The organism is Dyella choica, from assembly GCF_003977665.1.
GTDB lineage: Bacteria > Pseudomonadota > Gammaproteobacteria > Xanthomonadales > Rhodanobacteraceae > Dyella_B > Dyella_B choica.
The window spans coordinates 76,169-100,858 of record NZ_RYYV01000009.1; the positions used below are offsets into that span (position 1 = coordinate 76,169).

Below are 24,690 nucleotides of genomic sequence, written 5' to 3' on the forward strand. Positions count from 1 at the left end.
GCAACCAGGACGGCACACTGAGGTAGCACCTTTCCGCCGCATAAAAAAGCCGGACCCGCAAGGGTCCGGCTTTTTAGGGTCTAACACTCCGATCGATCAGTCGTGCGTCTTGCCGCCAAAGCGAAGGTTGAGCTGCAGCATGTACTCACGACCGTAGACGTTGTAGTTCTGCGTGTTGAAGTACGGATAGACCGTATAGGTCGAGTCCCTCGGCGGCATCCGGTTGAACAGATTGTTGACCAGGAAAGACACGTCCAGGTTCTTCGCCGGCGAATAGCTCAGGCTGTAGTTGAAGGTATTCCACACACCGACGCGACCCGCGCCAGGTGCGGTGGCGCTTTGCGAAATGCCGATGTAGTTCGGCGACGGGCTGTAACGATGCCAGTACAACGTGCTGCCCCATTGGTCATGCAGGCTCCAGCTGACCGAGCCGGCCACGATGTCCTTGAACTCCGAGCTGTAGAACGAGTTGGTCAACTCGTTGATCGGCGTCGTGCCCGGATACAGCTGGTAAGCATGCTTGAGCATGTCGTTGTAGTCGAACTGCACACCGAACCGGCCGACCCGCGTTTCCGGGAAGGTGTACTTGACCTGTGCCGTGATCGAGTTGGTTTCTTCGTGGGCGATATTGACGAAGTAGGTGTTGACGTTTTGCAGGATGCCGGCTCCATCGCGGGTCACCTGCCCCAGCGTCTGCTGGCAGGTCAGCGATGAGGCAGGCAGCTGGCCGAGCAGGCACTGCGAATCCAGGTTCAGCAAGGTCGGAATGTCCTGCTGCACCACCTCGTTGGTGATGTTGATATGCAGATAGTCGACGCTCAGGCTCAGGTTGTCGATCGGCGACCACACGGTGCCCACCGTCCAGCTCGTGGCGGTGGTCGGCTGCAACTTGGGATTGGAAAGCAGATTGCCGGAGAAGTTGTACTGGAACTGCTGCGCGCCACAGTTGGTACCGTGCTGGACAGCGCACTGATATGGATCAGGCAGGTTGTTGAAGAATCCGCTCGGTCCGATAAACAGCGAGGACATATCAGGCGCACGGAACGCAGTGGAGTAATTGCCGCGTATCAACCATGTGTCGAACGGGCGGTACTCAAGCGCGATCTTGTAAGTGAATTTGTGGTTCGTGCCACCATTGGTCTTGTAGTGGTCGTAACGACCGGACAGATCCGCCGTCAATTGCTTCAACACCGGCAAATTGAGTTCGAACGCCGAGGCCTCATGCTGGCGCTGACCGCCGCCCGAGGTTCCGGTTGCGGCGAATATGCCGTTGTTGGCGAGCAAAGGATTGACTGGCTGATACCAGGCTTCGTTGCCGCCTTCAATCAATCCCGCAAAACCCGCATCACCGCCGGGCAAGTTGAACAGGCTGCTGTTGCTGAGCGTCAAACGCGTGTTGTTGAGCCAGGTATTGGTGGAGCCAGGAAGGTTGGTGCTGAACGATGCAAAGTCCGCCGGCGAAACCGGCATGAAAAACTGGTTGTAATTGATGTTGTAGATGCCCTGGCCGAGCGCATTGGGCTGTCCGGTCGGCTGCATGATGTTCAGGAAATAGCGGTTGACCGCCCCATCCAGCAGCGATGGAGTGCTGGTGGTGGTGCGATCGCCGGAACGCATGAAATACACGTCCCAGTCCCAGCCTGAATCGCCGAAATGGCCATTCGCGCCGATATCCGCCTGGTACATCAGGTCGTCCTGCCGGGTCAGCTGGCTGTTATAGCCACCCGGCATTTCTTCGGGGGCGAACACGTGCGTGGGACTGACGATATTGCCGTTCTGATCCTGCACATAGCTACCATAGTCGTTCGGTGCCCAGTACAGGAACTGCGAGCCTGGCGTGAATTTCTGCTGCTGCCAGTCCAGCAATACGTCGCTGTATAGGCGCAGGTTTGGATTGACGTCGTAACGCAGCTTCAGCAAGCCGTCATAGCTGCGCGACTGGTTGATGAAGGTGGTGTAGCCGTACACCTTGGGGGAGCCGCAGAAATGGCCGGGAACGGTCGGCGAAGGCGACAACGCCGTGGTGCCGCCAAACAGCCCGCTGACCGCACCGCAGCCGTTCGGTGGCTCGATATAGCTTTGGCGCGCGCCGGTAAAGGTATTCACGTTGCCGTAGTTGCCCACGCCGATCACGCGTTCCGGCGTGGCCCCCGCGGGATCGCCCAGCGAGCCGTCGGTAAGCTTGCGCTGGTATCCCCACAGCGGCGAGGAGTTGTCGAATTCGATCGCGGCCAGCACGTTGAGCTTGCCGAAGTCGTGTCCCCAGCTGCCCGTGATGCGCTGGCTGGCGCCGCCGCCGCCATCGTACCCACCGGCGCGGACTTCGATTTCGCCGCCATCCATGTGCTGCTTGGTCACGATGTTGACTACACCAGCAATGGCGCTCGACCCGTAGATCGAAGAACCGCCGCCCGGCATGACGTCGATGCGTTCGACCAGGGAGATCGGAATATTGGAAATGTTGTTGAAGTTGCTCTGGCCGTTGTACAGCTGGCCGAAATTGGTGATCGGCTTGCCGTCGACCAGCAGCAGCGTGAATTCGGGGCTGAGGCCATACAGGCTGACAGTTTGCGCGCCCTGCGTGAAGCCACCACTGTTCTGCGGTCCCTGTACGGAGCCGGTCGCCTGCACCGCATTCTGCAGCACTTCGGTGACGCTGTTGAAACCACGCGCCTTGATCTCGGCGGCGGTAACCGTATAGGTCGGCGTGGCGGTCTGGATCTGCGCGTTGTTGATCAGCGAGCCGCTGACCACCACGGTATCGAGATTCTTCGGTTTCTCATCCGTCGTGCTGGAGGACGGGCCGGAAGCGCCCTGCGACGACGTCTGCACGGCACCCGAAGCGGATGAACCAAGCACAGTCACCGATGAAGGTGCATCGGCATTCGCAGCGGCGGCAAACCCAAACGACAATGCAGCCAGAATGGCCGCGGCAATAGGTGTTTTCAGCATGAAGGCTCCCTAGACCATATATGCGGTTGATTTTGTTGTTCCGCGGACGCCTTCCCGGGCAGTCCTTGCAACCAGTACGCCGCAGGCGTCCGGCTTCGCACAGCGAAGCAGGAGCAAGACGACGACTTTCCGTTTACACGAACCGAGCCATGATCCCTTAGCAGATTCGTGCTGCAAGGATATTTACAAAAGATGCAATTCTTATGCAAATGGCTTGCGGCCTATTTGTGCTAAAAAAAATCCGAAAAATGCGGATATTTGTGATCTCTAATAAAAAGCAGATTTATTTTCGAATGACAGGTAGGGATTTCTGCACGACATCCGTCTTAGCTTAGTTTGCATTTATAAAAAGCTTCCACGCAGCATGACCAATTGCCGATGAGTATGAGCTTTTCCGTCACCCTGTCACTAACCGACAGTCGCGCTGATTAAGTTTCAGCGCAAATCGTCACTCCGGCCAAAATGGAATGCCAAGGCAAGGACATCGAACGAAGTAGACAACGTGAAGCAAGCAGGCGGCTTGCGAAAGCGCTGACCCAGGGCAAGCCGGACAAGCCAGCTGCAAGCCGCGCCCGCCCCTGTTCGCGGGAAGGACAGGGGTGCAAAGACGAAGCACTAGGCAATAAGGCACAGACGCCCGGCAAACCCGGGCCAGTGCAGATGTTTGCGGCCGTCAAACCGGGCCCGCGTCCGCAATCATGGGAAATCTTGCGTCAGGATTTGCCCAGCTCCGCCTTCAACTTTTCCAGCTCGGCGTCAACGCTGCTGTTCTTGCGCATGCTGTCGAGTTCCTTTTCAACACTGTTGCGGCGATCCAGCGGATCGTTCAGGATACCCGCCTTCAACAGGCCATCCATGGCATCGGCCTTGGCCTGCATGCCGGAGACCTTGTCTTCCGCACGGCGCATGGTATCGCCGACGTTGGAAAGATGGTCGCCCACCCCCGTCAGCGATTCGGTGACTTTCACCTGTGCCTGAGCCGCGGCGTAGCTGCTCTTCATGACTTCCTTTTGCGTGCGGAACTGCTCGATGCGGCCTTCCAACACCTTCTGGTAGCTGATCAGCTTATCCACCTGCGCCGAAATGTTGTCGTGCGCCTTGCTCAAGGTCTGCTGCTTATCCAACGCAGCCTGGCGAAGATGCAGCGCTTCGCGCGCCAGGTCTTCGCGGGACGACTGCAAAGCGAGACGCGCATTGTCCTGGGCCTGCTCGGCCTCCTGCCTGGCCTGATCCATCTGGCGCTCCAGCAGCTTCTGTTCGGTCACTACTTCGGCCAAATGCTGCTTGGTTTCCTGCAGACCGCTGATCATCTTCTCGTAGGACAGATCCAGCGTTTCGTTGGGATCTTCCAGTTTGTCCAGCAGCGCATGGGTTTTGGCCTGCAGGAGGTCGGCTACGCGTCCGAGGATACTCATGGGTGTGCTCCGTAAGATCAGTTGTTGACCGACAGGACCAGCTGCGGATCGGGAATGGTCGAGGCGTCGCGCTCGGTGGTGATCGGCGTGACTGCCGTACCCACCGCGAAGAATTCGATGATATGCGGCTGCCAGTTATGCGAGCCTTCGTGCAGGTCGACACCGACCACGCCTTCGGCCTGCACCTGGATCGCCTCATGCTGCATGCGCTCCATGGCAATTTCGCGAGCATCGTAAAGGGCCTGCGAGTAGTTGGTCAGCTCAGTGTTGTTGCCGACGTTGCCGAGCGCCTTGAACATGCCCTGGTGCGCCACGTGATAGACGCAAGAGCCCATCACCATTTCGAGCGGACGATAACCGGCTTGCAGCAGCGTCCAGAAATCCTGGCCGGAAAGATCGGAGGTAAAAGGCTTGCCATTGTACCCCTTGAAGCCCGGATGTCCCTTGGCGTGGACCACGCCAGTGCCGATGGCGATGAATTCAAGGATCTTGTCGTCCCACTCCATGCGCTTGACGGTGAGTTCCACGCCCACGATACCGTCTGCGCCCATCCCTTCGGCCTCTGCGCGCATGCGCGACATCGCCAGCTCGCGAGCGTGATACATCGCTTGCGAAAGCACGTCCATTTCCTGGTTCTTGCTCCAGTTGGCGTACTGGATGCCCAGGTGGTAAATGCATGAGCCGACGCACAGGCCCACCGGCTCGAAGCCCGCCTTGCGCACCAGCAGGAATTCGTTGATCGAGAAATCCGAAGTAAAGATGCCGCCCGGATGCCCCTCGCTGCGCAGGCCCTTCAAGCGCTCCAAGGCGTGCTGGGGAATTGCCGTACCGTCACTCATATCGAACCCTCTTCCTGATTGGTGTCATAAACGTTGTGGCTGCTGGGCCGCTGCTCGCACAGCGGCGACACGCCATCGCACATGTCGACGACGTGCCGGATATCGTGTGGCACCGAGCGGTAACGCTCGCCATCCACTACCGTTCCGATCACGATGTGCCGGCCGAGATAGCGCTCACTGTCGCCCTCTTCCGCTTTCAGCAACTGGCCGAAGTGGGTATGCGCCAACACGCCGTTACCGGCTGCGTGAGCATCCTGTTTCAATTGAAGCAATGCCTGCTTGCGCACCCGCTCCCAGAAATTGCCCAGCGTGGTCAAGGGCTGATTGACCCAGCCGCCCTTGGCGTCCAGATTCCGCTGCCAGGAACCGAGCCATTCGTAGTGCGCGCCGATGGCAATGCCGGTCGGCACGATGCCTGCTTCGAGCAGCCGCATGAACTCCAGCGCGGAAACGGTGGCAACGACGGGCTCCGGATTGGGCGGCATGCCTTCGATGCGAACGGCCGTGCCGATCAGCGTGAAATCCATGCTGGAGTCCAGCTCCATATCGATTTTCCGCATGCGGACATCGACGATCGCATTGGCGCCTGCGGCAGCGGCTTCCTGCTGCAATCTGCGCAAGGCCGTGTGCCATCCGGCGGCGTGCCCATTGGTCCAGGAGTAGCCGTAGTGGTACCAGCAAGTTCCGGAAACCATGGCGATGGGGCGCACGCGATAGCGATGCGTTTGCGCCAGCTCCGCCGGCGACATGGTGGCAATCCACGGCAATTTGCCGCTTCCGGCCTCGCCCAGGCGATGCTTTACGAACGCAGGCAGCCGATGGTGCTGCAGGGCACTTTCCCACTCGCTCGCCCGCTGCGCGGGATCGCCGGCAAAATCCTGCTGGGCAGGGCCGACTGGAGAGGCTGGAGGCGCACTTCCCTTGAACCGATCGAACCAAGACATCCGAAACCTCTGGCCTTATTCCATTACTCGTGGTCGAACGACGGCGCGACACCCCGGCGGGAACGCCGGACTTGCCTTTCCGTCAGGACATCAGGAAATCATGCAATACGTTCTGCGCCTGGCCGGCGTGCTCGGCCAGCAACTGAATATCGTGATGAAGCGCCGCGAGCCATACAGGAACCTCCATGTGCTCAGTACTCAACGTCACGCCATGCACCACCTTGCTGCGCTGGGTAGCCAGCCGGCTCTTTTGCAGATCGATGACATAAACGTGCTCATGCCCATCCACCGTGATCTTCCTGGCATGGCTGGCCTTGGAGAAGAAACCGTCCTTCTCCCGCTCCACCGCGACCCTTCCCGGAATGGCGCCTTCAAGCCGTACGGCGAAAGCCTCCATGAATGCCTTCAGATCACCTTGCGCCTTGCGCAACCAGGCGGCATTCAAGTCGAAATCACTGGGTAACCCGCTCAAAGCCCTATCCCTGCAATACCCGCTCGCACCAGGATCGAGCCAGGCTGCGGCCCTCCGTGGTCCCTTGCGTCGCGTGGCTGGCGACGACACAGAATTAGCGTAGCACGGCGTCTTGCGCAAATGCATGCGCCTAGGGGCCAGCAAGCGTCGGAGCGGACCGCCGAAGTGGCTCAATGGGCAGTCCATGCTGGCTGCACCATCCATGAAATGAAAATCGGTTTGGTGCATGGCTGCGCATTTAGGTGGCCCGTGCACCTCTTGCCGCACTCAGACTTTCTCCTATACCGATGAACCGTGATCGACGTCACTCTCCTCCAAACACATCCCCTTCACGCTGCTGAACCATCCCGCACGATCTTGCTGCATAGCAGGATGACATCGGCAAATTCTGTCGCTCATTCTCTGCGCCACTTCAAGGGTTCACCGATAACCGCACGCGCCACGCGCGTGCGCCAGGGGCATGTATTGCCTGACAAGCGCAAAAGGCGTTTTTCTTAGGGAGCGGATCAATGAGTGGTCGCAAGTCACCGCGGAAGACGGTGAGCTTTACCGGTTTGCAGCGTAATCCGTTGATGGCGGCATGTGCGCTGGCGTTGATGATCAACTTGGTTGCGGTGGGCGTAAAGGCTCAGGACACTCAGGTTCAGCCGGATGCCAAGGCTAGCCCCCGGCAAAATTCTGCGCAGGCAGACAAACCGTCAGCCAAAACGCCAAAAGCCTCCGAGCAAGGCTCGGTACATAGCCTGGACAAGGTGGTTGTCACCGGTATCCGCGGCAGCATCGAGGCCGCACTGAAAGCCAAGCGAGATTCGAACGACATCGTCGAAGCGATTTCCGCCGAAGATATCGGCAAACTACCGGATGCGAGCATCGCCGAGAGCCTGTCCCGCCTATCCGGTCTGGCCACGCAGCGCGTGGACGGCCGCGCCAATGTCATTTCCATTCGCGGCTTCTCGCCCGATTTCACCGGCACCACGCTCAACGGACGCGAGCAAGCCACGATCGGCGAAAATCGTGGCGTGGAATACGACCAGTATCCGTCGGAGTTGATCAGCGGCGCGGTGGTGTACAAGACACCCGATGCAAGCGTGGTGGGGCAAGGACTCTCCGGAACGGTGGACTTGCACACCATTCGTCCGCTGGACATGCCCAAACGAGCTATTGCTGCCAACCTGCGCGGCGAGCTCACCACCAACGGCGTGCTCAATCCCGGCACAGGCGTGGGCGATTCGGGGCATCGCGCCAGCTTCTCGTATATCGATCAGTTTTTCGACCATACCCTAGGCCTGGCGATTGGTCTTGCCCAGCTCGACTCGCCGATCCAGGAGAAGCAGTACCAGTCCTGGTGGTGGAGCGTGGACAATGGGCCGGCCGGCATAAACCGCAATTGGGGCGGTCCGCATACGCCGGGCATGCCGGACAATGTGATCTCGCAGGAAGGCATGCAACTGCGCGCGCAATCGGAGAACCAGTTGCGCAACGGCCTGATGACCGTGCTGGAATGGGCGCCGGGCGACCACTACCACTCCACCCTGGACCTGTACTACTCCACGTTCAACGAGCGCAAATACAAGAACGGCGCACAGTGGTCGAGCAGTCCCTACAACAACGTTTCCTATTCGGGCGTGGGCGTGACCCCGGCCCTGCCGTACCCCATCGTCACCTCAGGCACGGTCACCGGCATCCAGCCCATCCTGCAGAACGAATACACCAAGGAGCATGACAAGCTGTTCGCCGCCGGCTGGAACAACCAGTACGACTTCGGCAACGGCTGGACGGCGATGGCCGACTTGTCGTACTCCAGCGCGAAAAAGGATCTACACGACGCGTATTTGTTCAGCGGCCTGCCAAGCAGCGGGACCACCAGCGTGCAGTTCAACTCCCCGGTCGGCAATGGCTATCCGGACTTCGCACCAGGCGTGAACCTCGCTGATCCCTCGGTCATCCGGTTCACCGACCCGGACAATTACGGCTACGACGGCCGCGAGGAGTTCGATCGCCAGAATGATCACATCCGCGCTGTGCGACTGGAAGTGAGTCATCCGGTGGGCTGGATTTTCAGCGACGTGACGCTAGGCGTGAACTATTCGGACCGGAAGAAAACCAAGCAGGCCGATGTGTTTTTTGCGTGGCTCAACGGCAATGGTTCCGGCTCTATCTATCACCCGGGCTTCGGCGCACCGATCGATCCCAGCCTGCTGTACGGACCGACGTCACTGGACTACGGCGGCATTCCCGGCATCCTGGACTACAACGTCCTGGACGCGCTGCAGGAGCAGTTCTACCTCACGCAACGCAATGGCCAATCCGACTGGAGCCGCAATTACACGGTGGAGGAAAAAGTCCCGGTCGGCTACGTCAAATTCAATATCGACACCCAGCTTGGCGACGTACCGCTACGCGGTAATGTCGGTGTGCAATACGTGCACACTGATCAATCTTCGCGGGCCTTCCAGACCGATGGAAATACGCTGGTCGGCGGACTCACCGGCGGTATCAAATACCACAATGTGCTGCCCAGTTTGAACCTGGTGGCACAGCTCAGTGAAGGTCAGTTCCTGCGTTTCGGCTTCGCCAAGACCATGGCACGCGGCCGCATCGACGATGAAAAAGTGGCAAGCTCCGCCAGCGTGGCGCTGGTCACCAATGGGCCTGGTGCCGGCCAGGTACTGTGGTCCGGCTCAGGCGGCAACCCGCAGTTGAAACCTTACGTGGCGGTAGGCACCGATTTGTCGTGGGAGAAATATTTCGGCAAATCCAGCTACGTGGCCGTGGCGGTGTTCAACAAAAACCTGCTGAACTACATCTATGACAAGACCGTCCTGGACTTCGACTTCGCCAAGGCTGGCTATGTCAACGACAACCCGTCGCTCCCCCCCACCAGCAACATCGGTTCGTTTACCCGTCCGCAGAACGGTACCGGCGGCAAGATGCGTGGCCTGGAGCTTTCCGGCGCACTGGAGGGCGGCCTGGCAACTCCGGCACTCGATGGCTTCGGTATCCAGGCCAATTTCTCGCTCACCAACAGCACCCTCCCGGTAAGCGCGGTCTCCTCCATTCCCGGCAGCCCATCCACCCTGCCCGGCTTGTCGCGCAAGGTCGCAAACCTGGCACTGTATTACGAGAAATACGGCTGGTCCGCCCGCATTGCCGAACGCTATCGCTCATCCTTCACCGGCGAGGCGGTGGCGCTGTTCGACCAGCTTGGCTACGACAAGATCCTGGCCAATAAGCAGACGGATCTGCAGCTTGAATACGATTTTCCCGAAGGACGCTGGAATGGCCTGTCGGTGTTGCTGCAGGTCTACAACCTGACCGACTCGGCGGACATCACGCAGCAGATTTCCAAGCTGCCCAATAACGTGTCAGTGGCACGACCATTGGACTACGTCACCTGGGGGCGAACGATCATGTTCGGGGTGAACTACAAGCTATAGCTGCACGTGTAATGGTCAAATAAATGCGAAATCCGGGGCGGAGGTAGTTATCCGTCCCGGTTAGCGCCCAAGGCTACGCTCTGACCCATTGCTGTCAGAGAGTCGCGATGGCCTCCGATGCAGGCCGAAAGCCGTCACTTGCGGGCCTTTGGGGAAGAGGCCGATTTCTTCGGCTTTGGCACCGGCATAAGCGCGGCAGTCTCGAGAATGAGTTGGCGAATCAGATCGGATTCGTCGAGCAGCTCGTCGGCAACCGGATAGTCCTTGGCGCCAGGGTAAGGAGGTCGCCGGGGAAGCTTTGGCGCCAGCTTTGTTGCTGCCGCGGAGGGCTTGACGAAAAGACTGTTGTCGCACACGAAGGCGACGACCTTTCCATCTACGTACAAAGCGTACTCGCCAAACATCTTCTTATGGGTGAGGCGATCGCCCAACCCAATTTGTTCCGCCACGTAGTCCACGAAATCCTGGGTGGTTGCCATACGGTGTCTCGGCTAATCCTTGAGTTGGGGCGCGCCCTGGCCCCGCTAATGCCACTTGAGTATACCTGCCCCGCCGGACGCTCCCGAGTGAGCCCGTCCTAGCCGAGGCACAGGTAAGGCTCTGCCTAGCTGCATGCCGTCCGGGCCCGACAATGCAAGCCAGATCTCAGCGCATGCGACCGGCTGATGCTCTAATCGTCGGCCGATTTGGTGAGATCCACCTGTGAACGCCCTGCCCGATACCACCGCCACCCAATTTGTCCCGACATCCGCCCGCCCCAAAGGCCACGCGCTTGCCATGTGGATTCGCCCAAAGACGTGGCTCGCCGTTGTGCTCCTGACTATCAGCTCCACGGCACTGTGCGCCCCACATGCCTCCCCTCATCTGTTTGGGGGAGTCCTCCATGCCCGTGGCCCGCATGGGGTTTACACCGAAATCCGGTTCGAACCACATCGCCTGGTGGCACAGGTGCATGAGCCTCACATGTGCGTCTTGCATGCTCATCTCGTTCACGGAGATCCGCACACCAGCCGCTACGCCATCGAGCCGCCTCGGGGTGGACGCTTCTGCGATGAGCTGGTCGACGGAGAAATCGTGATCCATCCGCATTCGTCCAATGACGTGACAGCGGAATTCAGATCGGCGCGGATGGATTGGTCGGGAGAGTTTCGCCGCCACGCATCGGGTCGCTAACTGCTTGGGCGAGGCGGCGATCGGGAGGGAGGCCGCAGTGGCTGACGTCGGACGACCTTTGTAGGAATTCGCCTACAACTCAAAGGGGAGACGACTGATTGCCCGACCCCAAGCATTCACAGAGAATACTCCCATGCCCCGTGAGTCCCGCCGACGCATCGGCTGGTGGCACGGATGTCAGGGCGACAGGGATGTCGCGATACGACGAGCGGGGCATCATCATGGATGATGGCGGATCCCAAGCCCCGGCAATGCCGGGGCTTTTCGTTTTCGCGTGGATGCACGCTTGCCCGTGAGTTGGATCAAAGGGGGCGGACACAGAGGGGCACGAACTCCTTCTCGCCCGCGTAACGAACCAAGCCTCAGTCTGTGCTGCCTAACGAGGAAGGGGGCGCGGACGAGACTTGCAGACGAACGGGGAGCGGACCTCGGCGATTGGATGTCGCGTATTCGCTACTTTAAGAGCACTTTAAAACGGCGTCGATGCGAACATGAGGCCCAAAGCTGTCAGCTTCCACTGACCGCTATCGCGGACCACCATACCTTTTTTCTGCAGGTCGAACATGCACTCGGCCGTCATAAGCTCACGATTCCGACGACTAACAAGCCGCCCCATCAGCGAACGGATGACCCTGTATTCGATCACGGACAAATCAGGGCTCTCAGTGGACATGGACCACCTCACCGGTCGACGACAGCACTGCGACAAGCCAATCAGGACTTTGCAGCATACCGCATGCCGTCCAACACGTAGCGAATATTCATATTGTCATTTGGATTTTCGAATAAATTATCGCAAGACAATCCACAACAAAATCACAGTGGCCAGGCGCTGGAAATCGTTCTTCATAGCAGAGCGAGCCTATCTGCCGGATACCAGCCCTGCTGTAGCCACGTGCCGACTGGTAGCTTTCGTGTCTGACCAGGACCCGTTGCGACGTGATTTATGCGCCCATGGGGTAAGGCATGCAATGACGTGTACATACTTCATCGATCAAATTGAATAGCCATTCGTCGTCTTCTCGATCGCATTGGGTCAGCACTTTCAAGAAAGCGCCATGGGCGGACCGGAAGAAATCCATGTCGACAGGATTCCTGGCGTGTAGTCGATAAAGGTTTGTATCTATTTGACACATTGTGCGCCGGAGCTCAGCTCTGGACTTGAACATGACATTTACCTTATTCGTAGGATTAGCGTTTTGATGTCAACCCCTCTCTGATTCATTGTGAGCTGGCAGGAAAGGTGCTGATTCAAAATCCTCGCCCGCGGGCGATCAGTGCACGGCCGCTATTCCATAACCACTGTGAGCATCTATGTCTCCGAAGATTTTGTGCCGAAGCTCTGTCTCACATTCGTCCGCTCCCTCATCGCAGAGGAAATAGCCGGCAATGAAGATCACCGCACCGTCTTCATCTTCGAGGCTTGCCGACCAGCAAATTCCAAGTGGATCTCGCCGGTAAATGGCGATGTAAATCCATCCCCGATAGGAGCCTTTGATCTCTGACATGACTGCACCCCCTCGGGAAAGAATGATCCTTCAAGCGGCCTCCGCTGAGTATCGAATCTCATGATTGACGAGAGATACGCATCGGGATGGGTGAACACACAGGACTGTGGCACAGCCGACGTTGCCAAGAAGTGAGGTACTTGTTGGAAATCCCGACGAAAATCACCTTTAGCAGCACGTTATCTGCGCGAAGAACGCCACTAACGACGATATCGACTCAAATGAAGCTGGTCGTTCGACCAGAAGCTCGAACCAGCATCCTCTTTTAGATCGGATGGGTCCATGTCGATTCAATGTCGTCCCTGACAGCGTCATCAACGTCCTTCACAGAAACGCCTTTTAGCTGGTCGATGCGCCCATGCCGCATGCCATAGAAATGACCGCGTAGCCTATAGGTGGCCGTCCATGTGACGCGATCAGAGTTCGCACATTGATAGTCGCCTTCATACGTAAATCCATTTTTTGTCTTGCCAGAAACGATGGCCATGGCCGTTGCCCTTGGATAGGTCACCTCTGAGCATATTCCTTTATTGCAACCAAAGCGGTGCCAGCAAGCGAATCAAGGCTCGATGCGCACGATGCTGGAAAATTGGCTCAAGGAATCACGTCACCAAATTACGCTCAGCTAACAACTGTAAGCGCATGCTGGAAAAACGCCGGGAAAGTAAACCTTCTCCTTGGCAGGCGTCTCAGCCACGCGGTCCTATTCCCTAACGCCAACTGAGTATTTCTCCGATTGCTACGTCGGGGTTGCGGCTTTGTCCGCCCAAAATCCGTCACGCGGATTACCACTCAAGGCAAACTCATGTCAGCTCATGACTCCAACACCTCGCAAGCTTCTTCCAAAAACATTGTTGATACAGCAGCAGCGAGCGGCTCCTTCCATACACTAGGAAAGGCACTCGAAGCAGCTGAATTGACTGGCGTTCTGAAGAGTTCCGGCCCCTACACCTTTTTTGCGCCTACGGATGCCGCGTTCGAAAAGCTGCCCAAGGGCACGCTCGAAAACTGGCTGAAGCCGGAGAACAAGGCAGAGTTGATTTCCGTATTGAAGTATCACGTTCTGCCGGGCCGGGCATCGGCCGTTGACGTCGAGAAATTGAACGCACCAACCATGATGCAGGGCCAAAGCGCAACGGTAAAGAAGGACGGCGAAACACTTAGCATAGCTGGTGCCAAGATCACTCAACGGGACATCGCGTCGAGCAATGGCGTCATCCACGCCATCGACACCGTCATCGTACCCGCTAAGCGCTAACCAACAGGAAGTTGTCGCAGCGATTTCACCGCAGCAAATCGACCGAACACGCCATGGAAGGCACCCGGGTGCTGCCGGCACAAGCTTGCGGGGCGTGGGCGAGGTTTGTTGTATGTCAAGCCATTCCATGTGCGAGAACTATCGCGGCTATCAAATTATCGCGATTGGGCATGTCTGCGAGGTTCTTCACGATAAAGTTCGGATCGATCGTTTTTCCCGTGACTACCTGCGCATGGATGTTCCTGCCGAGCTTGCGCTAGCTCTGCTCATTGATGAAGCGGAAGAACGCATCGATGCAATAGTCAATGCTAAAGAATGCCTGTCGCGTCCGATGCCCAGTCCTCAATGAGGAGACAGGCCTCCCGGCAAATGAGCGGGACGATCTGTTCCTGCTCCCACTTCTGTTGGAGCTTACCGGCTAGCGGGCGTGCGACGGCTTGGAATTCAACAACGCCCGAGCCATTACAACGAAAAGTTCAAACGCCGCGTCCACACCCACGCCGCGTAAAGGCGATGCGCTGGGCTTTCGGGTTGTAATGACCACCGATAGCTGATGCCAGCCCGGCAACTCCGGCACCGATGCTGCGTGCAGCAGCGCTCTTTCTCCACACCACCGACCGCGGTCAATATACCGAGAAAAGTCGCATCTTCGAACGCAAGCTCCATCGCCCGCCGTTAACCGGTCATCTGGCTCAGATTCCGTGCAATAGGTACGCCCAAGCAGTGTGATGTGGGAAAAGGGGTTCAGAGACCCTTTCGGGATGAGCGGCGCCGATAGTCGTTGAAGCATCGCATAGTAGGCTTCGTACGGTTTATTCAATAGGAGACGGGAGTGGTTCGCCCTATGCATGGGCTCACCCTACGCGCCGTACAAATTTGTTCCAGACAAATTTGTCGCACGGAGCCCGACTCATTGACCCTCCCGACGAAAAACAAAAAGCCCGCCATAAAGGCGGGCTCTTTGTTTTTTGACTGGGAGACTAGGATTGCGCACCCCATCCATGGGGTGCACCCCTCCGTGCTAAGCACTCCAGGGCCAGCGCACAAGCGCGCTGTCCAAATTTGTTCCCAACAAATTTGTCGAACGAGGTTGGAGTCCGGAAAGTCCCCCAGCCAAACACAAAAAAGCCCGCCATTGGCGGGCATTTTTGTGTTTGGCTGGGAGACTAGGATTCGAACCTAGATAAACGGAGTCAGAGTCCGTTGTCCTACCGTTAGACGATCTCCCAAAACTCGTGCCGAGCCGGCGCGCTCTGACCTCGTGCACCGGACGGTGAAGGGCTTGCCTCTTGCGAGGATTAGCGCTTCGAGAACTGGGTAGCGCGACGGGCCTTGTGCAGACCGACCTTCTTACGCTCGACCTCACGGGCGTCGCGAGTCACGAAGCCGGCCTTGCGCAGCGGCGACTTCAGGCTTTCGTCGTACTCGATCAGGGCGCGGGCGATGCCTAGACGGATCGCACCAGCCTGGCCGGTGATGCCGCCGCCGGAGACGGTGACCTTGATGTCGAACTTGTCGCTGTTCTGGGTCAGTTCCAGCGGCTGGCGCACGATCATGCGCGAGGTTTCGCGGCCGAAGAACTCGTCCAGGCTCTTGCCGTTCACTTCGATCTGGCCGTTGCCCTTGCGCAGGAACACGCGGGCTGCGGAGGTCTTGCGGCGGCCGGTGCCGTAATTCTGCTGAATCGCCATGATGCTTCCTTAGATTTCCAGCGCCTTCGGCTGCTGGGCGGTATGCGGATGTTCGGCGCCGCCGTACACCTTGAGCTTGCGGTACATTTCGCGGCCCAGCGGGTTCTTCGGCAGCATGCCCTTCACGGCGATCTCGATGACTCGCTCGGGATAGGTGGCCAGCATATCCTTCAGACTGGTGGTCTTGAGGTTGCCGACATACCCGGTGAAGCGGTGGTACATCTTGTCGTCCAGCTTGGCGCCGGTAACGGCCACCTTCTCGGCGTTGATCACGACGATGTAGTCGCCGGTATCGACGTGCGGGGTGAACTCGGGCTTGTGCTTGCCGCGCAGGCGACGCGCAATCTCGGTCGAGAGGCGACCGAGCGTCTTGTCCGTGGCATCTACCACGTACCAGTCGCGCTTGACGCTTTCCGGCTTGGCGCTGAACGTTTTCATTTCGGAATACCTGTCTGCCGCCGATGGGGCGGTAAGCGGAATCGGTGAATAAAGGCGCGAGATGATAGCGAAGCTTTCATCCATCGCGCAAGCCCACGGTGGGGTTGCGAGCTGCGGATGATAGCATGAACGACATGCCTCTTGAGAACCCCCGCCACCGGATCGCCGTGCTGGCTGACCAGTGCGTGCAATGCGGCCTGTGCCTGCCCGTCTGCCCCACCTATACCGTGGACGGCAATGAGGCCGAGTCGCCGCGTGGGCGGATTGCGATCGCGGCGGCGCTGGCGCGGGGTGCGGTCTCATCCAGCGCCGAGCTGCGCGAGCCGCTGGATCACTGCCTGGGCTGCCTGAGTTGCGAGCGGGTTTGTCCGGCGGGGGTGAAATATGAGGAATTGCTGGTGGAGACCCGGGGGCTACTGGGAACGGCGCCAGGGCGGCCCGGGTTTTTACTGGAGATAGTGAAGCGGCCATGGCTCAATCGCCTGGCGCAGCGCCTGGCTCGCTGGAGTGGCGTCAGGCGTTGGCCTGGGCTGGCGCTACCTGCCGCTTGGCGGGCGGGACTTGCTTTTGTAAAGCATGGCGGAAGCCTTGCCGCTTACGGCAAGCTCGGACGCCCCCACCCCAACCCTCTCCTGCCAAGCAGGGGAGGGGGAAGAGCGACGTTGGCCCTATTTCCGGGTTGCGCGGCCAGCGTTCTGGATGCGGAGGCCGAGCGCGCCGCTGAAACGCTGCTAACTGCCGCCGGCTATAACGTGGCGCGCCTGCCGGCGTTCTGTTGCGGGGCGCTGGATGCGCACGATGGCGCCACCCGCGCAGCCGAAGCAGCCGCCGAGCGTGTTCGGCAGTCGTGGGCGGAAGCACAGGCCGATTACCTGGTCACAGTGACGCCGGGCTGCTTGAGCACTTTGCGCAAAGTCCTGCCTACGGCGCGCGTGGAAGATCCCTATAGCCTGCTGGTCGAACAGATCGATAGCTTGTCGTTTCGCCCGCTGCGGATGCGGCTTGCGCTGCATGTGCCGTGCACGCAGGCCAATGTGGCGCGCAGCGATGCTGCCCTGCTGAAGCTGCTGCAGCGGATTCCCCAATTGGAGCTGCAGCGTCTGCCTGCCCCGCCTTATTGTTGCGGCGCCGCCGGCAGCCATGTGCTGCAGTTTCCGCAACGAGCTGAGCAATTGCGCGAAAGCGTGCTGGCACACATCGAAACGCTGGATGTGCAAGGACTTCTGTCGTCCAATATTGGTTGCCGGTTGCACCTGGCGGCAGGCCTGGAAGAAAAGGCTTCCCGGTTGGCCACGCTGCACCCGCTGACCCTGCTTGCACAGCAATGGATACCGTCATGAACGTACGCACGCTTACTCCGCTCGACCGCCTGCTCGCCGGCATCGAGCATGCCCTGGAAACCGTGGCCGGCACGCCGGAAGCGCACCGCCCTTCCCCGGCGCACCACCTTGCCGATGCCGAGCTGGATGACAAGGAACGCCGCCACGTTGCCGGCCTGATGCGCGTGAACCATACCGGCGAAGTCTGCGCGCAGGCGCTGTATGACGGGCAAGCCGCCCTGGCACGCAGGGAAGAGAACCGCACGCACCTCGCCGAGGCCGCCGCTGAGGAAACCGATCACCTCGCCTGGTGCGCCGAGCGCCTGCATGAACTGGAAAGCCAACCCAGCCTGCTCAATCCCCTGTGGTACGCCGGCAGTTACGCCATCGGCGCGCTGGCGGCGTTGGCGGGCGACAAGGTGAGCCTGGGCTTCGTGGTGGAAACCGAGAAGCAGGTCGAAGCGCATCTGGCCGAGCATATGGACCGGCTGCCCGGGCAGGATGAGCGCTCACGCGCGGTGTTGAAGCAAATGCAGGAGGATGAGGTGCGCCATGCGCGCAATGCGCAGGAGCGTGGCGGGATCAAGCTGGCGTTTCCGATTCCGCAGCTGATGCATGCATCGTCGATGCTGATGAAGACGGTGGCGTATCGGATCTAACGTCGCCGTGGCGACGGGCAAAAAAAACCCGCCTTTCGGCGGGTTTTTCGCTACATCAGGTTGCGCCCGTGGAACAGCTCTTCGATCTCCCGGCGCAGCAGCTGCTCGATCTTCTGCCGCTCCTTGAACGAGAGGTCGTCCGCATGTGCCTCGAACAGGTAGGTGTCGAGGTCGAAGTCCTTGATGTGCATCTTGGTGTGGAAGATGTTTTCCTGGTACACGTTCACGTCGAACATCTCGTACTTCTGGCGGATGTGGCGCGCCAGGTAGTCCTGCACCGAATTGATCTTGTGGTCGATGAAGTGCTTCTTGCCCTTCACGTCGCGGGTGAAGCCGCGCACGCGGTAATCGCACACCACGATGTCCGACTCGAAGCTGTCGATCAGGTAGTTCAGGGCCTTCAGCGGGGAAATCACGCCGCAGGTGGCCACGTCGATGTCCGCGCGGAAAGTGGCAATGCCGTTGTGCGGATGCGTTTCCGGGTAGGTATGGACGGTGATGTGGCTCTTGTCCATGTGCGCCACCACGGCGTCCGAAATGGTGTCGCGGCCGAGCTTCTCCACCACCGGCTCCTCGGAGATGAGGATGGTCACGGAGGCACCCTGCGGGTCGTAGTCCTGGCGGGCCACGTTGAGGATGTTCGCGCCGATGATCTCGGCCACGTCGGTCAGGATCTGGGTGAGACGATCGGCGTCGTACTGCTCGTCGATGTACTCGATGTAGCGCTGGCGCTGGTCTTCCGATACCGCGTAGCAGATATCGTAGATATTGAAGCTCAGGGCCTTGGTCAGGTTGTTGAAGCCTTGCAGGCGCAGGCGCGGGAGGGGTTTCACCACGGCGACACTCCATGGCCGGGTCACGGCCGACAGGTGAGGCGGGTTAGCTACAAGGGTCCCCGCTGATTGAAAAAGCGTGCTGGACCCTTATCCTGCACGCCCCTTGTGTACGGACGATGGCAGCGCTCTGCCAGCGGTCCGGAAGACTGCGAAGTATGCGGCAATTCGACTGAAAACAGAACCTGCCAGGCCGATATTTTTTGCAGTGCGGCGTGACAGGGCGCCACGGAGGTCCGGTGCAGGGCATCGGGTGGATCGCGGAGGCCGCTTTATCCGATGCTCACGTCCTTTATGCGGTGTGCCGCAGAACATCCCTGCGCTTCACATGTCTTTGCCATAATGCGAAAGTCGCAAGGGATGCGCTTCGATCCGTACCAGGTCGCAGGATGGGCGGCCCTAGAGATCAACTCAGCTTGGGGAAAACTTCTGTGGTGCAACTGAAATACCAGTTACAACAGGCCTTCGAACGTTCACAGGCTCCGCTAGGCTTCGCGCCCGACCCAGCTTCCATGGAACGTTTCCTTGGGCTCTGCCACCGTCGCCGCTACCCGGGCAAGACCGCGATCATCCGTCCGGGCGACCCCGCCAATACCCTTTACTACGTCATCGAAGGCTCGCTGGCCGTCTGCACGGAAGACGAGCAGGGCCGCGAACTCATCCTCGCCTACATCAGCCGTGGCCAGTTCATCGGCGAGATGGGCCTGTTCGTGGAGCAGGCGCAGCGCGAATCGATGGTGCGCACCCGCAGCCCCTGCGAGATGGCGGAGATCAGCTACGAGCGCCTGTTCCAGCTGATGGAAGGTCCGCTGCGTGACGAATGCCCGAAGATCCTGTTCGCCATCGGCGCCCAGCTCACCCACCGCCTGCTGCGCACTTCGCGCCAGGTGAGCCGCATGGCTTTCATGGACGTCACCAACCGCATCTCCCGCACGCTGCTGGACTTGTGCCAGGAACCGGACGCGATGAGCCATCCCGACGGCACGCAGATCCGCATCTCGCGCCAGGAAGTCAGCCGCATCGTCGGCTGCTCGCGCGAGATGGTCGGACGCGTGCTCAAGCAGCTCGAGGAGCAGGGCATGATCGACGTGTCGGGCAAGACTATCGTGGTGCGCGGCACTCGCTGAGGGCCTGTCTCCCGAGGCCCTGATGGCCGTCATTCCCGCGCACGCGGGAGTGACGGCATGGCAAAACAAAGCCTTTCGGCGACCTAAGCCAGGTCGCCGAAAACGATCAGCGCGGTTTGTAGATCATGTACACATCCGCCCGCTCGTAATGCGAGCCCGGGCGCACCGACGGCTGCAAGACGAAACCCGCTTTTTCGTACATGCGCAGCGCGGTATTGAGGCGGCTGTTGGATTCCAGAAACAGGGTCTGGCCATCACGCCGGTGGAATTCGGCGATGCAGGCCTCAAGCAGGCGCTTGCCTGCCCCCAGCCCCCGGAAAGTTTCGTCCACGCCCATCTTGGTCAGCTCGAACACGCCAGGCGACTCCTGCAGCAAGGCGCAAGTGCCGATGATTTCCTCGCCCAGCTGCGCGAAGAAGATCGCCCCGCCCGGCTGCAGGATGTAGTGCTCCGGATCATTCAGCACGGCCCGGTCGATGTCTTCGATGCGGAAGTAGCGCTCCAGCCACTGGGCGTTCAAGCGGTAGAAGTGTTCGCGCAATTCGGGCGCGTAAGGAACGATCTGCAGCGGCGTTGCCTTGATCACTGCATGCTCGACCAGGATGGCCTCGGCCACCGGACGTTCCTGCAAGGCGCGCTCGCAGGCCTCAATGGCATCGAGCAGCCGCAAGGCATGCTCTTCCAGCGAGCGGCTGACTCCGCGCCGCACCGCACACCAGACCGGGCCGAGTTCGGCCAGGGACGCGTGCGCCTTGTCGGTGAGCACCAACACCGAGCGGCGGCCATCAGCCGGATCGCGCCGCCGCCGCACCATGCCCGCGCGCACCAGCTTGTCGGTGAGCTGGCTCACCGCCGAGTGGGTCTGGCCGATCGCAGCGGCCACTTCGGTCACCGAGCTGGGGCCGGTATCCCACAAATAACGCAGTACCGGTAGCCAGCGAGATTCGATGCGCGCGCCGAGGGTCTGGTAGACCTCGTCGGCGGCGCCATAGAAATGGTCACTGAGAGCTTTCAGACGGCTACCGAGCGCCAGTTTGCCCAGGGATGCCAAATACATGAAGGTGCCTGCGGAACAAATACGTAAGCGCTAACGTATCTCTGCTAGTCAGCCTCTGCAAGCCCCATGACGGGCGAAACTCCCCGATGAGGCCGTCATTCCCGGGTTCGCGGGAGTGACAGCCATGACCACCAGACAGTCAGTACCAGGCCACCCGGGTTACCGCCCGACCCAGCGCCTTCTCCACCCGCTTACATAGCTTGGGCGTGCCATTGACCAGCACCGCCTCGGCGGCCTGCTTGAGCATCGGCATGTCCTGGAAGGAGTCGCTGTAGGCCAGCCGCCAGTTCGTCACGCCTTGGGTGGCCAGGTTCTGCACCTTGCGGCGGCCAACGTTGTGCATATGCACCCGCATACCGAACAAGCCGGGCTTGAGCTGCGAGGCAACGATGCGCAGTTCGGGCAGGCCCAGCTGGCTCAGCAGGCGTGCGACCAGGATCCGTTCGCAACCGGTGACGACGATCACCTGGTCGCCTTCCGCCAGATGCCGGCGCAGTACGCTCAGGCCATCACGATAGAACTGGCGTGGCTGGCGCACGAGCTGGTCGGCGAAAGCTTCGGCGGCGACCTGGTAGCGTTGCGTCCCAAGGCCGCATAGCGCCACGTGGATGAGCGTCCTGCTCGCGAGCCGTTGGGAAAACACACCGCACAACAACCACCACGGCATGCACAACATCGCCAGCATTCGGTACATCAACGAGCTGGCATAGCGATGCCGGATGAACAGCTGGAAAGCATCGCCCTGGAACAGCACGCCGTCAAAATCGAACAGCACTGTGCGCGACGCATCGGCATCGCTGCCGGCTTGCGCCGGCGCGTGAATCTTTTCCCCTGTAAACATGATCAGTGCGTATCGAACAGCCGCTTCAGTTCCTGTCCCGGATCGGCCGCGCGCATGAACGCCTCGCCGACCAGGAATGCATTGATGCCCGCCTCACGCAAACGCGCCACGTCTTGCGGCGAGTGGATGCCCGATTCGGCCACCAGAATGCGGTCATATTCCATCAGTTGCTGCATCTCGAGCGTGATCTCGAGCGAGGTTTCGAAGGTGCGCAGATTGCGGTTGTTGACGCCGATCAGCGGCACCGGCACGGCTTGCGCGCGCTCCAGCTCTTCGGCGTCGTGGACTTCGCACAGCACGTCCAGGTCCAGTTCGGCGGCCAGCAACGACAGTTCCAGCAGGTCCGCATCGCCCAGCGCGGCCACGATCAGCAGGATGCAGTCGGCGCCGATCGCGCGCGCTTCGTACACCTGGTAGGGATCAATCACGAAATCCTTGCGCAGCACCGGCAGTGAGCATGCCGCGCGCGCCTGCCGCAGGAAATCCTCGCTGCCCTGAAAGAAATCCTTGTCGGTGAGCACAGACAGGCACGCCGCGCCACCCAGTTCGTAGCTGCGTGCAATGGCCACCGGATCGAATTCGGCGCGGATCACGCCCTTGCTTGGGCTGGCCTTTTTCACTTCGGCGATCACCGCCACGTCGCCAGCAGCGATCTTCGCTTCGATCGCCGCGGCGAAACCGCGCGTATCGGGCATGTCCGCCACGCGCGCGCACAGCTCCTTCAGCGGCAACCTGGCGCTGCGTTCGGCGAGCTCTTCCGCCTTACGGGCAAGAATGCGTTGAAGAATGTCGGTCATGGGGTCCTGATCGGCGCAGGTGGAAAAACTCAAGAACACGGCGGGGCCGCGGCCGAGGCTAGTATCAACTATTCGCCAGCCGCTGGGTGGTCGCCACGAACGCGTCCATTTTGGCACGGGCCGCGCCGCTGGCGATGGCGGCCCGAGCCAGCTCGATGCCGTCGGCAATGCTGCCGGCCAGCCCGGAGGTATATAAGGCGGCCCCGGTGTTCAGGCAGACGATGTCGTGCGGCACCCCCTGGCGGCTCTGAAGGGCATCCAGCAGCATGGCCTTGGACTCCTCGGCGTTTTCCACCCGCAGGTTGCGGCTGGAGGCCATCGCCAGGCCAAAGTCCTCCGGTTCCACTTCGTATTCATGCACCTCGCCGTTGCGCAATTCGCCCACCAGGGTGGCGGCGCCCAGCGAAATCTCGTCCATGCCGTCACGCCCCCACACCACCAGGGCATGCTGGGCACCCAAGGCCTGCAACACGCGAACCTGGATGCCGACCAGGTCCGGATGGAAAACCCCCATCAGGATGTTCGGCGCGGCGGCGGGATTGGTAAGCGGGCCGAGAATGTTGAACAGCGTGCGCACGCCCATTTCCTTGCGCACCGGGGCCACCACTTTCATGGCCGGATGGTGGTTGGGCGCGTACATGAAGCCGATGTCCGTCTCGACCATGCATTGCGCCACCTGCGCCGGCTTCAGGTCGATGCGCGCACCGAGTGCCTCAAGCACATCTGCGCTGCCCGACTTGGAGGAAACGCTGCGCCCGCCGTGCTTGGCAATGCGCGCTCCTGCCGCTGCGGCGACAAACATCGCTGCCGTAGAAATATTGAAGCTCGACGCCCCATCGCCGCCGGTGCCGACGATATCCACGAAATAGGGATGCGGCGGCGCATCCACCTTCGCCGACAGTTCGCGCATGACGCGCGCCGCGCCGGTGATCTCGCCCACCGTTTCCTTCTTCACGCGCAGGCCGGTGATGATCGCCGCCGTCATCAGCGGACTCACTTCGCCATTCATGATCTGGCGCATCAGCGCGATCATTTCATCGTGAAAGATCTCGCGGTGCTCGATCGTCCGCTGCAATGCTTCCTGCGGCGTAATGGTGATGAGGCGCGCCGTCATGCGGCGAGCTTTTGCAGCGGAGACCCAAGGAAATTCCGCAGCAGGTCATGCCCGTGCTGGGTCAGGATCGATTCGGGATGGAACTGCACGCCTTCGACCGCCAGCGTCTTGTGGCGCAAGCCCATGATCTCGTCGATGGAGCCGTCCGGGTGTTCGGTCCAGGCGGTGATTTCCAGGCAATCCGGCAGCGAGGCCTGTTCCACCACCAGTGAGTGGTAACGGGTCGCTTCGAACGGATCCGGCAAGCCGGCAAACACACCCTTGCCCCGATGACGTACCGGCGAGGTCTTGCCGTGCATGATCTGCTTGGCGCGAATGACCTTGCCGCCGAACGCCTGGCCGATCGCCTGATGCCCCAGGCAGACGCCGAACACCGGCACCTCCCCGCTCAGCTCACGCAAGATGGCCAACGAAATGCCGGCGTCGTCCGGCGTGCCCGGCCCGGGGGAAATCATGATGTGCGAGGGTTTCAATGCGCGGATGCCGGCGATGTCCAACGCATCGTTGCGCACCACCTTCACCTCCTGCCCCAGCTCGCCCAGGTACTGCACGAGGTTGAAGGTGAAGCTGTCGTAGTTGTCGATCATGAGCAACATATTGATTCTACGCCATTCTACGCCATTGATTTAATTGATTTATTCGTCAACACGCAGGCGAGGTCGCCAGTCCGCCACAAAATCGGTGGGCAGGTGGAATGCCTGAGCCATACGTCGACGCAGAATGATTGTAGCGGGCCGCATCGCGGCAGCGCAGCAACGATGACGGACCCGGCATGGCCGCAGGAGCTTGTGCAGCTGCCGACAAACCGGCACGACC

The 24,690-nt window shown here is 60.1% G+C and carries 23 protein-coding genes and 1 tRNA gene; 6 read left to right on the plus strand and 18 right to left on the minus strand.

Annotated elements, in window-relative coordinates:
- Positions 1–96: 96 nt before the first annotated feature.
- The 5 genes from EKH80_RS13275 to EKH80_RS13295 all read right to left on the minus strand — a co-directional run bounded on the left by EKH80_RS13275 (position 97) and on the right by EKH80_RS13295 (position 6,622).
- A complete protein-coding gene (locus EKH80_RS13275; RefSeq protein ID WP_126685253.1) occupies positions 97–2,952 on the minus strand; it encodes a TonB-dependent receptor domain-containing protein in 2,856 nt (951 codons plus the stop codon).
- A 713-nt stretch (positions 2,953–3,665) separates the two neighbouring features.
- Positions 3,666–4,367: a PspA/IM30 family protein gene (locus EKH80_RS13280; protein WP_126685254.1), complete on the minus strand. Its 702-nt coding sequence runs from the start codon at positions 4,365–4,367 to the stop codon at positions 3,666–3,668.
- A 17-nt stretch (positions 4,368–4,384) separates the two neighbouring features.
- Positions 4,385–5,206 (minus strand): heavy metal-binding domain-containing protein, encoded by an 822-nt coding sequence (locus EKH80_RS13285; protein ID WP_126685255.1) that lies wholly within the window; start codon positions 5,204–5,206, stop codon positions 4,385–4,387.
- Positions 5,203–6,150 carry a heavy metal-binding domain-containing protein gene (locus tag EKH80_RS13290; RefSeq protein ID WP_126685256.1) on the minus strand — a complete coding sequence of 316 codons (948 nt, stop codon included), beginning with the start codon at positions 6,148–6,150 and terminating at the stop codon, positions 5,203–5,205. Before EKH80_RS13290 ends, EKH80_RS13285 begins: the two co-directional genes overlap by 4 nt.
- An 82-nt stretch (positions 6,151–6,232) precedes the next feature.
- Positions 6,233–6,622, minus strand: a complete 390-nt coding sequence (locus EKH80_RS13295; RefSeq protein WP_126685257.1) for a hypothetical protein — start codon at positions 6,620–6,622, stop codon at positions 6,233–6,235.
- 509 nt (positions 6,623–7,131) lie between these two features.
- Between EKH80_RS13295 and EKH80_RS13300 the strand changes: the two genes are divergently transcribed.
- Positions 7,132–10,059: a TonB-dependent receptor gene (locus EKH80_RS13300; protein WP_126685258.1), complete on the plus strand. Its 2,928-nt coding sequence runs from the start codon at positions 7,132–7,134 to the stop codon at positions 10,057–10,059.
- A gap of 134 nt (positions 10,060–10,193) precedes the next feature.
- Here the strand turns inward: EKH80_RS13300 and EKH80_RS13305 are convergent, their stop codons facing one another.
- From EKH80_RS13305 to EKH80_RS13320, 4 genes are all read right to left on the minus strand, one after another.
- Positions 10,194–10,538, minus strand: coding sequence for a TfoX/Sxy family protein (locus EKH80_RS13305; protein ID WP_126685259.1), 345 nt, complete (start codon positions 10,536–10,538; stop codon positions 10,194–10,196).
- Positions 10,539–11,701: 1,163 nt separating this feature from the next.
- Entirely contained in the window at positions 11,702–11,905 is a 204-nt protein-coding gene (locus EKH80_RS13310) for a hypothetical protein (protein ID WP_126685260.1), read from the minus strand.
- A gap of 601 nt (positions 11,906–12,506) precedes the next feature.
- On the minus strand, positions 12,507–12,740 hold the full coding sequence (locus EKH80_RS13315) for a hypothetical protein (protein WP_126685261.1): 234 nt from the start codon (positions 12,738–12,740) through the stop codon (positions 12,507–12,509).
- Between the two features lie 265 nt (positions 12,741–13,005).
- The gene (locus tag EKH80_RS13320) at positions 13,006–13,227 is read right to left on the minus strand and encodes a TonB-dependent receptor (RefSeq protein WP_126685262.1); all 222 of its coding nucleotides are present in this window, start codon (positions 13,225–13,227) and stop codon (positions 13,006–13,008) included.
- A 318-nt stretch (positions 13,228–13,545) separates the two neighbouring features.
- Between EKH80_RS13320 and EKH80_RS13325 the strand changes: the two genes are divergently transcribed.
- Positions 13,546–13,998, plus strand: coding sequence for a fasciclin domain-containing protein (locus tag EKH80_RS13325; protein WP_126685263.1), 453 nt, complete (start codon positions 13,546–13,548; stop codon positions 13,996–13,998).
- 112 nt (positions 13,999–14,110) lie between these two features.
- A complete protein-coding gene (locus EKH80_RS13330; protein ID WP_126685264.1) occupies positions 14,111–14,347 on the plus strand; it encodes a Rossmann-fold NAD(P)-binding domain-containing protein in 237 nt (78 codons plus the stop codon).
- An 806-nt stretch (positions 14,348–15,153) separates the two neighbouring features.
- On the opposite strand, the gene EKH80_RS13335 is transcribed toward EKH80_RS13330, so the two are convergent.
- The 3 genes from EKH80_RS13335 to rplM all read right to left on the minus strand — a co-directional run bounded on the left by EKH80_RS13335 (position 15,154) and on the right by rplM (position 16,127).
- Positions 15,154–15,227, minus strand: a tRNA-Gln gene (locus EKH80_RS13335).
- Between the two features lie 69 nt (positions 15,228–15,296).
- Positions 15,297–15,689: a 30S ribosomal protein S9 gene (rpsI, locus tag EKH80_RS13340; RefSeq protein ID WP_126685265.1), complete on the minus strand. Its 393-nt coding sequence runs from the start codon at positions 15,687–15,689 to the stop codon at positions 15,297–15,299.
- Positions 15,690–15,698: 9 nt separating this feature from the next.
- Positions 15,699–16,127, minus strand: coding sequence for a 50S ribosomal protein L13 (gene rplM, locus EKH80_RS13345; RefSeq protein ID WP_126685266.1), 429 nt, complete (start codon positions 16,125–16,127; stop codon positions 15,699–15,701).
- 125 nt (positions 16,128–16,252) lie between these two features.
- On the opposite strand from rplM, the gene EKH80_RS13350 reads away from it, so the two are divergent.
- Together EKH80_RS13350 and coq7 are read left to right on the plus strand one after the other, a co-directional pair.
- Positions 16,253–17,467 (plus strand): (Fe-S)-binding protein, encoded by a 1,215-nt coding sequence (locus EKH80_RS13350; RefSeq protein ID WP_126685267.1) that lies wholly within the window; start codon positions 16,253–16,255, stop codon positions 17,465–17,467.
- The gene (coq7, locus tag EKH80_RS13355; protein WP_425481146.1) at positions 17,452–18,105 is read left to right on the plus strand and encodes a 2-polyprenyl-3-methyl-6-methoxy-1,4-benzoquinone monooxygenase; all 654 of its coding nucleotides are present in this window, start codon (positions 17,452–17,454) and stop codon (positions 18,103–18,105) included. The genes EKH80_RS13350 and coq7 overlap by 16 nt, the downstream gene beginning before the upstream one ends.
- Before the next feature lie 50 nt (positions 18,106–18,155).
- Here the strand turns inward: coq7 and speD are convergent, their stop codons facing one another.
- A complete protein-coding gene (speD, locus tag EKH80_RS13360; protein ID WP_126685269.1) occupies positions 18,156–18,941 on the minus strand; it encodes an adenosylmethionine decarboxylase in 786 nt (261 codons plus the stop codon).
- A gap of 386 nt (positions 18,942–19,327) precedes the next feature.
- Between speD and crp the strand changes: the two genes are divergently transcribed.
- Positions 19,328–20,065: a cAMP-activated global transcriptional regulator CRP gene (crp, locus tag EKH80_RS13365; RefSeq protein ID WP_196240392.1), complete on the plus strand. Its 738-nt coding sequence runs from the start codon at positions 19,328–19,330 to the stop codon at positions 20,063–20,065.
- A 106-nt stretch (positions 20,066–20,171) separates the two neighbouring features.
- Here the strand turns inward: crp and EKH80_RS13370 are convergent, their stop codons facing one another.
- The 5 genes from EKH80_RS13370 to EKH80_RS13390 all read right to left on the minus strand — a co-directional run bounded on the left by EKH80_RS13370 (position 20,172) and on the right by EKH80_RS13390 (position 24,470).
- Complete coding sequence (locus tag EKH80_RS13370) at positions 20,172–21,122, minus strand: bifunctional helix-turn-helix transcriptional regulator/GNAT family N-acetyltransferase (protein WP_126685271.1); 951 nt, start codon at positions 21,120–21,122, stop codon at positions 20,172–20,174.
- Positions 21,123–21,261: 139 nt separating this feature from the next.
- Positions 21,262–21,963, minus strand: a complete 702-nt coding sequence (locus EKH80_RS13375; protein ID WP_126685272.1) for a haloacid dehalogenase-like hydrolase — start codon at positions 21,961–21,963, stop codon at positions 21,262–21,264.
- 2 nt (positions 21,964–21,965) lie between these two features.
- Positions 21,966–22,760, minus strand: a complete 795-nt coding sequence (trpC, locus tag EKH80_RS13380) for an indole-3-glycerol phosphate synthase TrpC (protein WP_126685273.1) — start codon at positions 22,758–22,760, stop codon at positions 21,966–21,968.
- Positions 22,761–22,824: 64 nt separating this feature from the next.
- Positions 22,825–23,874, minus strand: a complete 1,050-nt coding sequence (trpD, locus tag EKH80_RS13385; protein WP_126685274.1) for an anthranilate phosphoribosyltransferase — start codon at positions 23,872–23,874, stop codon at positions 22,825–22,827.
- Positions 23,871–24,470, minus strand: a complete 600-nt coding sequence (locus tag EKH80_RS13390) for an anthranilate synthase component II (RefSeq protein ID WP_126685275.1) — start codon at positions 24,468–24,470, stop codon at positions 23,871–23,873. Before EKH80_RS13390 ends, trpD begins: the two co-directional genes overlap by 4 nt.
- Positions 24,471–24,690 lie beyond the last annotated feature (220 nt).